The organism is Ornithinibacillus scapharcae TW25, from assembly GCF_000190475.1.
In the GTDB taxonomy this organism is placed as follows: Bacteria; Bacillota; Bacilli; order Bacillales; family Amphibacillaceae; genus Ornithinibacillus; species Ornithinibacillus scapharcae.
On record NZ_AEWH01000068.1, the window covers coordinates 33223 to 47037 of the forward strand.

Sequence of the window (13815 nt, forward strand, 5' to 3'; positions counted from 1 at the left end):
ACTAATCTATTATACACAAATTACACCAGGGGTAGCAATTACTTAATTTGTTTTATGTATTTTCCAAATCAGAGCTCGCTTCAATGCTTTCATCTTCAGGACCATGTAAATCTACTATATCCATCTCTTTTTTCAGTTTCGTATTTTCTTTTTGTAATTGCTTGATTTCCCGCTGCATCTTAAACATTCTTATCATTCCAACGGCTGCCGTTATAACTCCCCCCATTAATACTGAAAAGAGAATAACTAGAATTAATGGCGATTCTATTTCCCAAAAGAAATACGTCACCATAACTGGGTTTACGTTTGTAACGGCAAAAACAGCAACTAATATCATAAATATAATTGCAATTATTACATAAGTCTGTGCCTTCAAGGGATACCTCGCTCCTTTAACAAATGGTTACGTTTATTTTGTACCATTACAATGAAATAATCCCCATGTCTAATGACATGGGGATTTAGTGATTTAGACTTGAGGTCCTTCCACCCGTTTTTTCTTGCGGAAATCAACTGGTTTATCTTTAATATTCTTACTACGCCAGACTAACCATAATTGGGTAGCTAGGAATAAGGAAGAATAAGTACCAGCTAAAATACCGACCATTAATGCAATACCAAAGCCACGAATGGATTCAGAACCCAAGAATAGAAATGCCAGTATAGCAATTAATGTTGTAATGTTCGTATTCATTGTTCTAGTCATAGTCTGAACAATACTCTTATTCACAATGCTGGAAAGTTCCTTCATGGACTTAATAGCCCGTTTAGATTGTTCCGCATTTTCACGAATACGGTCAAATGTTACGATAGTAGAGTTTATCGCATAACCAATGATTGTTAAGATTGCCGCCACGATGGTGACGTCAAACTCAATCCTAAAGATACTAAAGACCATTAACATAATGAACACATCGTGTATCAAGGTCAGAATAGCCATAACCGCAAAGTAAAACTCAAATCGAAAGGCCACATAAATAATCATACCAATAGAAGCGATGGCGAGTGCGTAGATTGCATTTTTAACAAGTTCTTGTCCAACAATTGGTGATACAACACTTACGCTCGGATCAATGCCATACTCATCTTTGTAGAAGGCTTTTAATTCATTTATCTGGTCTTCTTCAATGATTTCTTCATATCGAATTACTGCTATTTCATTATTTTCACCGGAAAGAACCACAGATTTCGCTTCTAGACCTAACTTTTCTAGGTCCTCTTTTATTTCCTCTGTATTTAACGTATCTTCACTTGCAATTTGAACTCTTGATCCACTAGTAAAATCAATTCCAGGATTCAACTTAAATGCGACAAGGGAAATCACGCCAATAACTAATAATATAGAGGTTAACATAAAGAACTTCTTACTATGATCAACGATATTCCATTCTCTACCTAAGAATTTAGCAGGTAGTTCAGCGTTATCCTTAATATCTTTAACTTCTGATTTTTTCACACCAAACCAACTTGGGTTGTTTCTTAAGAATTTAGCTTTAATCCATAGTTGAAGCAACCATTTTGTACCATATACTGCTGTAACAAAGCTCACAAATATACTAATGATTAATAATGTAGCGAAACCTTTAACAGAGCTTGTACCAAATATAAATAGAACTACTGCAGCTAAGATAGTTGTTATGTTTGCATCAAATATTGCTCTAAAGGAATTACCCGTACCAGTTTTAAAGGCTGCGTTTAACGATTTTCCTTCTCTTAACTCTTCTTTAATACGTTCAAATGTAATAACATTCGCATCTACTGCCATACCGACGCCAAGTATTAAAGCTGCAATACCTGGAAGTGTTAGTACACCGTTAAGTAATTCAAAGATTAGCAGAACGACAAATATATAAACAGATAAGGAGATGACTGAGATAATTCCAGGGAATCGATAGAAAATAATCATGAACAAGAAGATTGCTCCTATACCAATCACACCAGCAAACACTGTTTCTTTTAATGCTTGTTCACCAAATTGCGCTCCAACTGACGTAGAGAAGATTTCTTCCATATTAACTGGTAAAGAACCCGAATTAATAATATCAGCTAAAAACTGCGCTTCCTCAACAGTAAAACTTCCTTCTATCATAACATCCGTACTATTAATTACATTCCTAACCCCAGGATCAGAAACAAATTTCGGTTCCTCTTTGTCCACTTCCGCCTGATAAGAATCCCCTTCTTGGAAATCCATCCAAATGACTAAGCGATTTTCACCTTCAGGTTTTTGAGCTAAATCACTTGTAATTTGCCCAAACTTCTTTCCGTCCTTTAATTGTAAGGTGACAATTGGTGTGTTGTTCTCTGGATGGAAATCTTGTTTCGCACTACCTTCTTTTACATCTGTGCCATCTAAAAGAACGGTATCATTCACATCTCTAAAGGTGAGTCTTGCTGAAGTCGCTAGCATTTCGCGAGCTTGGTTTTGATCCTCAACCCCAGCTAACTGAACACGTATTCGGTCCTCACCCTCTATATTGATTACTGATTCACTAATACCAAGTTTGTTAACCCGATCATTTAACATCCGAACCGTAAATTCTAATAACTCTCTATTTACCTCCTGATCTTTATCGATTGGTTCAACCTTATACAGAACCTCAAATCCGCCCTGCAAATCGAGTCCAAGATTGATATCCTTCGCAACCTTAGGTGTAAATAATCCAATTATTAGTCCCATTATAATCACAATTAGGAAAAAGGATGTTATCCGTCCTTTATTTTTCATAATAAATAGTTCCTCCCTTAATCTCTATCCAATCCAAGTATGTACATCATCTAGGGATATTATTTCTTCCCGGTCAGCGCTGCAATGGAAGCCATTAAATCATCATCTTGATATGCATCGACCGTTAGATAGCTCATATAAATATTTGAACTAAGGTGAAGTACATCTTGGATAACCTCATGTAACCTTTTTTCTGGATTACCCTTCCATACTTTCTTCATAAGGCAATTCCATATATCCTCTTCCGTCGCACGAGAATAACCCATTAGTTGAAACTCACTAACTTTACTCTCTAAAGCAGGTTTCAACTCTTTTTTCCATGAATCTACCGTTTTTCTAATCTCCAAAACCTTCACCTCTATAAGAAAGTTATTAATTCATCAGACAAGTTGTCATGCTTGGCCACTCCAATTGCATATATATCATTGTATATGAAATTTTATTTTTTGAGAAGGCAGGTCGTCGATGTTGTCTAAACAAACTTTTCTTCAAGGCACATTAATACTTATATTAGCAGGCATGATCACAAGATTTTTAGGGTTTATTAACCGATTAGTCGTTGCAAGGCTAATGGGTGAAGAAGGTGTCGGTTTGTACATGATGGCACTTCCGACTTTTTTCCTTGTCATGACGTTGACACAGTTAGGCCTACCAGTTGCCATTTCCAAGCGAGTTGCTGAAGCTGATGCCCAAAACGATCATGCCAAAATAAAACGTATATTAGTAGTATCTATTATAATTACATCGATTTCCAGTATTTTCTTTACAATTATTATGATTTTGACAGCACCATTTGTTGCCGAGACCTTATTAAAAGATGATAGAACACTCCTCCCATTACTTGCGATTAGCCCTATCATTCCCATTGTAGCTATCTCCTCCGTACTAAGAGGATATTTCCAAGGGAAACAGAACATGAAGCCGCAAAGCTATTCTCAAGTAATAGAACAGCTAGTGCGAATCAGTTGTGTAGCTTTATTTGTCCACTTACTATTGCCACACGGAATCGAGTATGCAGCTGCTGGGGCAATGTTTAGCGTTATTCTGGGTGAATTTGTATCATTACTATATATGATTTATCAATTTAAGAGTAAAAAAACGATCCGCATAAGGCACCGCTTTTTCTCTTATTTAAAAACTAGTAAACAAACCGTAAAAGAGTTGTTTTCCATTGCTTTACCTAGTACTGGTAGTAAAATGATTAGTTCGTTTTCTTACTTTCTAGAACCGATTATCGTAGCACAAAGCTTAGCATTAGCAGGAATATCTAATATTGCGGCTACGAGACAGTACGGAGAACTAACTGGATTTGTACTCCCATTACTATTTTTACCAACATTTATCACACAATCCCTGTCTATTGCATTAGTTCCGAATATCTCAGAAGCAGACGCAATGTCTAATAAAACGCTTATTCATTATCGAATACATCAAGCAATTCGAATTTCTTTTGCTTCCGGAGCAATTGCTACCATCGTATTAACAATTTTTGCTGTTCCGATTTTGTCCTTTATGTATGGCACGGCAAATGCAAGTCATATTCTCATATTTATGGCGCCATTTTATATTTTACTTTATATTCAATCCCCATTACAAGCAGCACTACAAGCATTGGATCTCGCTAAGCCTGCTATGTGGAATAGTCTTATAGGTGCAATTGTTAAATTTGTTGTTCTATTTATTTTAGCATCCAATGAAAGCTTTGGGATTATGGGGGTTGCAATCGCTATGTCAGTAGGAGTCATTCTTATAACGCTATTACATCTAGCAGCACTTCGAAAAGAAATCAATTTCTATATCCCAATCAAAGACATCATGAAAATGATTACGTTAATCCTTGCAACATGGGGGATAGGAAAGCTATTATATGATTTTTATATCCGATATGACCCTAACCTGCTTCTATTAGGTTTATCATTTATCGTGTTAACTGTTGCTTATATCATTCTACTTTTCCTGCTCAAATTCATAACAAAAGAGGAGTTGGAACAGATTCCATTTTTACAGAGATGGATTCGGTGACAATTTTTAAAAAACTCGTCTACTTTTTATAGGACAAGAATATGATTACTAGTAAAGGATATTGGTGAGGAGGATTTTCATGCGTAGTCTACAATTTACTGCTTTGCTTTATGGCTGGATTGTTGTACTTGGATTAATATTAGTATCTAGTATGGGATTGGCTTTACTATTACGTTTTTCTAGTTTTAATGAACCAGCTTTAGATTGGGTTACACTCGTAATAGGATTATTATCATTATTTATTGGTGGTGCCGTCGCAGGTGCAAAAGGAAAAGAAAAGGGTTGGATGACGGGGGCGATTACAGGTTTAGGATTTACTATATTTACCTTTCTTGTACAATACTTAGGATATCAAGTAGGTTTTTCAATGGAACAGTCCGTACATCATCTATTCTATATATTAGCTGCATTATTTGGTGGTGTTGTCGGAGTAAATATTGCGTCTAACCAAGAATCATAAATAAAAACGAGACTTAACCAGAAACGGTAAGTCTCGTTTTTTTTAAACTGTTTTCACTTCACGAATCGCTGAACGATCATATGTAAGTTTTGAACCATCTCCAGCTTGGATGACAACAGTGCTTTCATCAATTGCATGAATGACACCATGAAATCCACCAATCGTCACAACTGTATCACCTTTTTTAAGTTCAGACTGCATTTGTCTTACTTGTTTTTGACGTTTTTGCTGTGGACGAATTAGCAAGAAATAGAAAATAACAAACATTGCTATTAACGGTAATAATGTGGCAAACTGTTCCATTATTGTCCCCCCTTTCACGGTATATCGTTTAGAAAATCAAGATTTCCTAGACGTAATTTAAAAATTCTTGGCATCGGGCTTATTCAACCCATATTGCTCAAAGAATTCTTCTTTGAAGTCTCCAAGTCGATCTTCGCGAATAGCTTGTCGTACTTGCTCCATTAATTTTAACAGAAAATAGAGGTTATGATAAGTAGTAAGTCTGAAACCGAATGTTTCGTTACATCTTATTAAGTGTCTAATATATGCACGTGAATAATTACGGCATACATGACAATCACAATTCTCATCAATTGGACCAAAATCACGAGCATATTTGGCATTCCTAACGACAAGTCTTCCGTTGGATGTCATACAGGTACCATTTCGTGCAATTCTAGTTGGTAACACACAATCAAACATATCAATCCCTCGGATGGCTCCATCAATTAGTGAATCTGGTGATCCTACACCCATTAAATATCTTGGTTTATTGGTAGGCATTAATGGTGTGGTGAATTCGAGAACACGGTTCATCACGTCTTTTGGCTCACCAACAGATAGCCCTCCTACCGCATAGCCAGGTAGATCCAGTGAAACTAAATCCTGTGCACTTAATTTTCGTAAGTCTTCATATTCGCCTCCTTGGATTATACCAAATAACCCTTGGACATCTGGGCGTTCATGTGCTAGTAAACATCTTTCTGCCCATCTAGATGTCCTTTCCACAGATTTTTTCATATATTCATGTGTAGCAGGATACGGAGGGCATTCATCAAACGCCATCATAATATCAGAGCCCAAAGCATTTTGGATTTGCATTGCTTTTTCAGGAGATAGGAATAGCTTATCTCCGTTTAGATGATTACGAAAATGAACCCCTTCCTCGGTAATTTCCCGCATGTCACTTAAACTAAACACTTGGAAACCACCGGAATCGGTTAGTATTGCACCATCCCAGTTCATAAACTTATGCAATCCACCTGCTTCTCTAATAATATCTTCACCAGGTCTCAACCATAAATGGTAAGTATTGGATAGTATTATTTTAGCATCCATGGATTGTAAATCCTCAGGACTCATTGTTTTAACCGTTGCAAGTGTACCAACAGGCATAAATGTTGGTGTATCAAACGAACCATGAGGAGTATGAACTCGTCCGAGTCTTGCTCCTGTTTGTTTATCTGTCTTGATTAATTCATAGCGTATAGGTAATGTCATGTTATCTTTCCTCTTCTAAATAATTATCATCGCATCTCCAAAACTAAAGAAACGATATTTTTCTTCAACTGCTTCATGATAAGCTTTTAATATGAACTTTTGATCTGCAAATGCACTAACTAACATAATTAAAGTAGATTTTGGTAGATGAAAATTCGTAATTAATCCATCCACTGCTTGAAATGTAAAACCAGGATAAATGAATATATCGGTCCATCCACTCGCTTCCACTAATTTTCCATTGTTGTCACGAGCAATAGTTTCTAGTGTTCGTGTGGAAGTAGTCCCAACCGAAATAATTCTTCCTCCTTCTTCCTTTACCTTTGTTAAGGTGTCAGCTGTTTCCTTTGACATCATGTAAAATTCAGAGTGCATTTTGTGTTCATCGATGTTGTCAACACTGACAGGTCGAAACGTTCCTAGTCCTACATGTAGGGTTATAAAGGCAATAGTCACACCCATAGCCTTTAATTCTTCCAGTAGCTCTTCTGTAAAATGTAATCCTGCTGTTGGTGCTGCAGCCGAGCCTTTTTCTTTTGCATAAACGGTTTGGTACCGTTCCCTTTCAGGTAATTGTTCCTTTATATATGGAGGTAAAGGCATCTCACCTAATTCCTCTAATACTTCATAAAAGATTCCATCATAATCAAATTTTAGAATGCGCCCACCGTGCTCTAAAGCACCAGTGCAAGTTGCTGTAAGTTTACCATCACCAAAAGTGATTTTACTGCCCTCTTTAATTCTTTTCGCAGGCTTAGCTAGCACTTCCCAAGAATCTCCTTCTAGTTGCTTAAGGAGAAGAACTTCGATATTTGCACCCGTATCTTCTTTCATACCATACAATCTAGCTGGAAGTACTCTCGTGTCATTCAAGACTAAACAATCACCTGGCTTCAAGTAGTCTTTAATATTTGGAAAATGCTTATGTTCTATTTCTTTCGTATCTCTGTTTAGCACCATTAACCTTGAAGCTGAACGCTCTTTCAATGGTGTTTGTGCAATTAAGGTTTCTGGTAAATAAAAATCAAAATCCTCTATATTCATGAAGTAACTCCTTTAACTAATTTAACGAAATTTCCCTAGGATGAAAAAAACAAGTGATAAAATAATGCTTATTACAATGGATGTCATGATTGGAAAATAAAACGTAACATTCCCCTTCTTAAACGATAAATCCCCTGGCAAACGCCCAATAAAGGTCCAAATTATGCCGATAACAAGGAAAATAACTCCAATAATAATAAACATTTTACCTAAATTCATGTCTCATCATTCACCTTTATGCCAAAATGTTCATATGCTTTTTGCGTTACCACCCTACCTCTTGGTGTTCGCTGGATAAAACCAATCTGTAATAAATATGGTTCATATACATCCTCAATGGTTTGAGCTTCTTCGCCAATGGTTGCTGCAATGGTATCCAAACCTACTGGACCACCTTGAAATCCAGATATGATTCCCTTTATTAATTTATGATCGATATGGTCTAATCCAGCATCATCTACTTGTAACATCTCTAAAGCTTTTTCAGTGGTTTCCAAACTTATCGTCTTCTCACCTTTCACTTGTGAGATATCACGAATTCTTCGTAATAAACGGTTCGCTATACGTGGTGTCCCTCTTGAACGTCTTGCTACCTCTACTGCCGCTTCTTTGGCTATTTCCGTATTAAAAATTTCAGCAGTACGTTCTACAATGGCACATAAATCCTTCGTTTCATAATATTCTAGCCTCGCTAGTACCCCAAAACGATCTCGTAATGGTGCTGATAACAATCCTGCCCTTGTTGTAGCACCGACAAGCGTAAAGGGAGGTAAGTCAATCCGGACCGAGCGAGCACTAGGTCCTGTCCCAATGACAATATCAATAAAGAAATCTTCCATAGCGGAATATAGTACTTCCTCTACCGAACGCGGTAAACGATGGACTTCGTCTATAAAGAGGACATCCCCGACTTCTAAAGAAGTAAGTATGGCTGCTAAGTCTCCTGCCCTGTCAATGGCCGGACCTGAAGTAGACCTAAACTGGACTCCCATTTCATTTGCAATTATGGCAGCAAGTGTGGTTTTACCGAGTCCAGGAGGTCCATACAATAGAACGTGATCTAACGCTTCATTTCGCATTTTAGCTGCTTGAATAAAGATTGTTAAATTTTCTTTTACTTTGTCCTGACCAATGTACTGATTTAATGTAGTGGGGCGAAGACTAAGCTCAACTGAAGATTCTTCAGGGTGTAATTCTCCTGTTACCATTCGCTCATCCATAATATTGCCCCCTCATTATTTTTTCATTAATAAACTTAATGCCTTACGTATAATCTCATCTGTATTAGCCGTTCCACTAATTTCTTTCCGAAGCTGAGGTAGTATCCCTCTAACTTCTTTGTCAGCATACCCTAAAGCTTTCAATGCCTCAATTGCTTCATTTAGCTGTATTGTGGAAGCTTCACTTGGTGTTCTATCCTCACTTGGTACAGTAGCAATTGTAAAGTTCTCCACAAGTTTCCCTTTTAAATCTAGGATGATTTGGCGAGCGGTCTTTTTCCCCACTCCCGGAAAGCTAGTAAGAAATTTATCGTCTTCTCTTTCAACAGCCGCAACGAAATCAGGTATGTTCACTCCTGCCAATATCGCAAGCGCCCCTTTTGGACCAATCCCAGAAACAGATAAAAGCCTTGTAAACAGAAACTTTTGATCCTCGTTTTTGAATCCAAATAAGATTTGTGCATCTTCTCGAACGTGAAAATATGTATGTATGGAAAATTCCTTATTTAATTCATCTTGAAAAACATACGGGTTTGGGCAAATTACCTCATATCCAACCCCATGTACATCGACAATTACAAATTCGTCTTGTATCGAAACTAGTTTGCCTCGAATAAATGAAATCATCTTATCTACTCCCCACTGTGAATCCTTTTCCTATTCTATCACAAACTAACAGAAGGGGTACAGATAAGCGAATGAATGCTCTAATTTCATCGTTCTAACTTGTTATTTACAAACAAAAAATCCGAGCTAGTTATCCAACATTTACCATAGCCCGGATTTCATTGAAGAACAAAATTCTATTCATTACCAAAAAAGTCATCCATGTTACGACGCATTTTTTCATCCATATCATTTGGACTACTATTTAAATTTCTCATTCTATCCCACCATATTGCTTGGGTGTAAACAACGATTTGCTTGTCCGGTACAACTCTTTTGACTTCTTCTTCAATTACCTCATTTAAATTAGGATAATATTCATTATCAGGTGTAATTACAGCTACAATTATTCGTTCATCTGTCTCTGCTACTTGAGCTTGAACAATCTCTTTTCTCTCCGCTAAATATTCCGAAATCAGCATAGTTCTTTCATTGGAATAGCGGTCTTCATTTTTAGAATGGAGATTTTTATCACCTTCATTTACAAACTCCTGATCACTCTGTGGATAACCACCTAGTTCACCTATTGTTTTATCCTCAGTTCTAGTACGATTGGTTTGTTCTTCTGGTGTTTCATAATTAATTGGTTGATATTGATTATTATTCGTTTCACTTTGGCCTTCCTCTCTTTCGTTACCACAGCCTGCAGTGAGAAACAGAAGAAATGCACCCATTAGTATCTTTCCACGCATTAGAATAACCTCCCTTACAACTAGTTTGTTAAAAGAGAGGTTATTTACAACAGGATAATTTATCCTTTTCCAATAGTAAAATCATTTTATTGTTTTCCTTACTTGATGAAGAAATTTCTTTCGTTGGCTCCATTCAATCTCCATTTTCTGTAAGTAATCCTCGATACTAATGGTCCGCTTTTTCATTAAAAAATGCATCCATTCCCTTAATAAATCGCTCGGTACAAAAACAGAATATAAATACCGTTCTAAATTTTGGTCCTCGACCATATTATAAGAAACTAACGTATCTAAGTCCCATTCAATGGAAGGTAGAAATCGCTGACCCAATTGTATATAATCATACATTTGTACAGTACATTGCAATAAATCAAAATCGATTAAATATGTCGATTCATTTTGGATAAAGTTGTGTGAAGCTATATCCCCATGAACCCAACTACCATTCCGTTCTGCAGCGATTTGATCATGATACCATGGATAATCGGATACAACATCCAAATATTTTTTCATCATGAGCATTACTTCATCGTATATATAGCTATATCCGTATTTTTCAAAAATCTCTTTGGTTGCCTTAAACCTCTCCATCCGATTCATCCAACGCTGATAAAACAATTGCTTTCTAACCATATTTTTAACAAAAACCTGGTTAGCCTGTTCATGAAAGAACTTAATTGTTTCAACAGCTTTCTTCCGATCATTTTCTGATTCATAGTTTAATTTTCTGCCGATTACAAATGGTGAAAGCGTCCAACTATAATTTGTTCCCGTTGTAATTTCCCTTTTACCATTAGGAAATCGTACAAAAGAAATAATTTTACTTGAGTGAACACGATCAAAAAATTCCCATTGCTGCTTGACATTTTGTGCATTGGAATGTCCTTTTAGTATATATTTCGATCCGGATTCAGTCTCTATATAGTAAACATTTCTTTTTATTTGATGGATTTTCTTGGCTTCTAAGTTTCCCTCCCAGTACAAAAAAGAAGAGAGACGATTAAATCGATGATCGTCTCTACCTAAATAATTTCTCAATCAGATGATTCTTCCTCTGTTTCATTTCTTAATTCACCGAAGCCAGGAGGAGTAGGAAAATTATTAGTTTGAAACCCTTCCATCATAGGAAACATCATCGTTGGCTGCATTTGCGGTATTCCCATCTGGTCCCCTTGCATTCCCATCATTGGCTGCATCTGTGACATTCCCATCTGGTCCCCTTGCATTCCCATCATTGGACCACTATTAAATGGTTGCATTCCACCCATTTGTGGTACATCATAGTTAGATCCACCACCACAACCACAATCATTTTCTTGCATCGGCATCATTTGAGACGGTTGCACCATTTGTGGGGGCATCACCGGAATAGGATGCATCGGCATCGGGAAGTGTCCAGCACAGCAAGGATGTACGGAATGTACTGGATAACATGGTATCATATGAAGTGGTTGATACATAGGCTGGTGGAATATTGGTTGATGCACTGGTTGTTGTTGAATTGGCTTTTGCATCGTTGGCTTCTCCTTTTCGTGGGAGCTTTCTTCTGATGATTCTTCCATAATATTTGTCTCATGAATATTAATCATCATGTTTGTCGTAAACTCTTGATCAAGTGTTGGTGCTTGTGTGATTTGAGGTAAGGTCATTTGCGGCAACTGTGGCATTTGTGGCATTTGTGGTAACGGCATTTCGGGTTTAACCTCCATGATTGGCTTTTTATCGTCTTCTTTTATTACTGGTAGAGGTTTTGGCGAGATATCTTTATATGGTTGTTCCACCTTTGGTTGTTCTTTTGCATTCATGATAGGTGCTTCTTTTTGTACATTCATGATTGGCGCTTCTTTTTTTACTGCCTTAGCAGTAGTTGGAATGCGGATTTTCATACCTGGCATCACCATATCCGGACTAGAAAAGTGTGAATTGGCTGCCAGTAGTTCCTCATAATCTACTCCATATTTCTTGGAAAGTTCCCATAATGTATCCCCTTTTTGCACTATATGAATCTTCAATTAAAATCGAACTCCTTTCACTTCTGTATTCTGGGCTAATCACTCTATATCAAGATATGCAATTGAAATATAAATGTTGAACATAATTGGGGAAGATTAGAAAAACTAACCGTTTGGATGATTCTCCTAACATACTAAAAAGTCGCTCTCCAACTTGGAGAACGACTGGGTCTTAATCTACAAATTCAAATTCAAATTGTGAGATACGAATGGTATCTCCGTCTTTCGCTCCACGATTACGAAGCTCTTCATCGACACCCATAGAACGCATTTGGCGCGCAAAACGTCGAATTGCTTCTTCACGGTTAAAGTCTGTCATTTTAAATAGTTTTTCTATCCGTGGACCTGAAACTACAAATGCACCGTCATCATCTCTGTTAATCTCGAAACCACTTTCTTCCTTTTGATAACGGTAAACTACTGTCTCTTCTGTTTCCTCAACCTCAGTCGAATATTTCGGTATCTTTTCTAGCTGATCTGCAACAGCATAGAGGATATCCCTTAAACCTCCCTTTGTTAAGGCAGAAATTGGATATATGGGAACTCCATTCCCAATTTGCTCTTTAAATTTTTCTAAGTTTTCCTCAGCATCAGGCATATCCATCTTATTAGCTGCAATAATTTGAGGTCTCGTCATTAATCTTTCGTCATACTCTCTCAGCTCATTGTTGATCTTTTGATAATCATCGAACGGGTTTCTTCCTTCCGTACCAGCCATATCAATGACATGGATAATAACCCTTGTACGCTCTACGTGACGTAAAAATTGATGTCCTAAACCAACACCTTCATGAGCCCCTTCAATTAAACCCGGTAAATCAGCAAGTACAAAGCTTCTTCCATCCCCAACATCTACTACACCAAGATTCGGTACTAATGTCGTAAAATGATAATCAGCAATTTTGGGTTTTGCTGCACTTACGACCGATAACAAGGTAGATTTACCTACACTTGGAAATCCAACTAGTCCAACGTCAGCAATTAATTTCAATTCTACCTTAATATTCTTTTCCTCACCCGGTTCACCATTCTCTGCAAAATCGGGTGCTGGATTACGAGGGGTTGCAAATCGTGAATTCCCTCTTCCTCCTCTTCCACCTTTAACAATAACAGCTTCTTGACCATGTATCGTTAAATCAGCGATAACCTGATCTGTATCCTCATCCATAACAGTCGTACCAGGTGGTACAGAAACAATTAGTGGATCGGCATTTTTTCCATGTTGGTTCTTACTCATACCATTTTCGCCACGCTTCGCTTTGAAATGACGATTATAACGAAAATCCATTAAAGTATTTAAGCCCTCATCCACTTTAAAGATAACGTCTCCACCATTACCACCGTCTCCACCCGCCGGGCCACCTAATGGCACATATTTTTCTCTACGATAAGCAACTAGACCATTTCCACCATCTCCAGCTTTCACATAGACACTGACTTGATCGACAAACATAGTAATTCACCTCTT

General features: G+C 37.3%; 15 protein-coding genes. 2 read left to right on the plus strand and 13 right to left on the minus strand.

Annotated elements, in window-relative coordinates; genetic code table 11:
• Window positions 1-52 precede the first annotated feature (52 nt).
• The 3 genes from G5W_RS0118465 to G5W_RS0118475 all read right to left on the minus strand — a co-directional run bounded on the left by G5W_RS0118465 (window position 53) and on the right by G5W_RS0118475 (window position 3075).
• Window positions 53-376, minus strand: coding sequence for a LapA family protein (locus G5W_RS0118465; protein WP_010098978.1), 324 nt, complete (start codon window positions 374-376; stop codon window positions 53-55).
• 93 nt (window positions 377-469) lie between these two features.
• Window positions 470-2728 carry a protein translocase subunit SecDF gene (gene secDF / locus G5W_RS0118470; RefSeq protein ID WP_010098979.1) on the minus strand — a complete coding sequence of 753 codons (2259 nt, stop codon included), beginning with the start codon at window positions 2726-2728 and terminating at the stop codon, window positions 470-472.
• A 59-nt stretch (window positions 2729-2787) separates the two neighbouring features.
• On the minus strand, window positions 2788-3075 hold the full coding sequence (locus tag G5W_RS0118475) for a post-transcriptional regulator (RefSeq protein WP_010098980.1): 288 nt from the start codon (window positions 3073-3075) through the stop codon (window positions 2788-2790).
• 118 nt (window positions 3076-3193) lie between these two features.
• Here G5W_RS0118475 and spoVB point away from each other — a divergent pair, with 118 nt between their 5' ends.
• A complete protein-coding gene (gene spoVB, locus G5W_RS0118480) occupies window positions 3194-4750 on the plus strand; it encodes a stage V sporulation protein B (protein WP_010098981.1) in 1557 nt (518 codons plus the stop codon).
• Between the two features lie 79 nt (window positions 4751-4829).
• Window positions 4830-5210: a TIGR04086 family membrane protein gene (locus G5W_RS0118485; RefSeq protein ID WP_010098982.1), complete on the plus strand. Its 381-nt coding sequence runs from the start codon at window positions 4830-4832 to the stop codon at window positions 5208-5210.
• Between the two features lie 42 nt (window positions 5211-5252).
• On the opposite strand, the gene yajC is transcribed toward G5W_RS0118485, so the two are convergent.
• The 10 genes from yajC to obgE form a co-directional block, all read right to left on the minus strand.
• A complete protein-coding gene (gene yajC / locus G5W_RS0118490; protein ID WP_010098983.1) occupies window positions 5253-5513 on the minus strand; it encodes a preprotein translocase subunit YajC in 261 nt (86 codons plus the stop codon).
• A gap of 57 nt (window positions 5514-5570) precedes the next feature.
• The gene (gene tgt, locus G5W_RS0118495; protein WP_010098984.1) at window positions 5571-6713 is read right to left on the minus strand and encodes a tRNA guanosine(34) transglycosylase Tgt; all 1143 of its coding nucleotides are present in this window, start codon (window positions 6711-6713) and stop codon (window positions 5571-5573) included.
• 15 nt (window positions 6714-6728) lie between these two features.
• A complete protein-coding gene (gene queA / locus G5W_RS0118500) occupies window positions 6729-7757 on the minus strand; it encodes a tRNA preQ1(34) S-adenosylmethionine ribosyltransferase-isomerase QueA (protein ID WP_010098985.1) in 1029 nt (342 codons plus the stop codon).
• Window positions 7758-7778: 21 nt separating this feature from the next.
• The gene (locus G5W_RS0118505) at window positions 7779-7976 is read right to left on the minus strand and encodes a DUF2905 domain-containing protein (RefSeq protein ID WP_010098986.1); all 198 of its coding nucleotides are present in this window, start codon (window positions 7974-7976) and stop codon (window positions 7779-7781) included.
• The gene (gene ruvB / locus G5W_RS0118510) at window positions 7973-8977 is read right to left on the minus strand and encodes a Holliday junction branch migration DNA helicase RuvB (protein ID WP_010098987.1); all 1005 of its coding nucleotides are present in this window, start codon (window positions 8975-8977) and stop codon (window positions 7973-7975) included. The genes G5W_RS0118505 and ruvB overlap by 4 nt, the downstream gene beginning before the upstream one ends.
• Window positions 8978-8992: 15 nt before the next feature.
• Complete coding sequence (gene ruvA / locus G5W_RS0118515; RefSeq protein ID WP_010098988.1) at window positions 8993-9604, minus strand: Holliday junction branch migration protein RuvA; 612 nt, start codon at window positions 9602-9604, stop codon at window positions 8993-8995.
• 176 nt (window positions 9605-9780) lie between these two features.
• Entirely contained in the window at window positions 9781-10335 is a 555-nt protein-coding gene (locus G5W_RS0118520; protein ID WP_010098989.1) for a YhcN/YlaJ family sporulation lipoprotein, read from the minus strand.
• Between the two features lie 81 nt (window positions 10336-10416).
• Window positions 10417-11373, minus strand: a complete 957-nt coding sequence (locus G5W_RS0118525) for a phosphotransferase (protein WP_010098990.1) — start codon at window positions 11371-11373, stop codon at window positions 10417-10419.
• Window positions 11370-12347: a SafA/ExsA family spore coat assembly protein gene (gene safA, locus G5W_RS23020; protein ID WP_010098991.1), complete on the minus strand. Its 978-nt coding sequence runs from the start codon at window positions 12345-12347 to the stop codon at window positions 11370-11372. Before safA ends, G5W_RS0118525 begins: the two co-directional genes overlap by 4 nt.
• 172 nt (window positions 12348-12519) lie before the next feature.
• The gene (obgE, locus tag G5W_RS0118535) at window positions 12520-13800 is read right to left on the minus strand and encodes a GTPase ObgE (RefSeq protein ID WP_010098992.1); all 1281 of its coding nucleotides are present in this window, start codon (window positions 13798-13800) and stop codon (window positions 12520-12522) included.
• Window positions 13801-13815 lie beyond the last annotated feature (15 nt).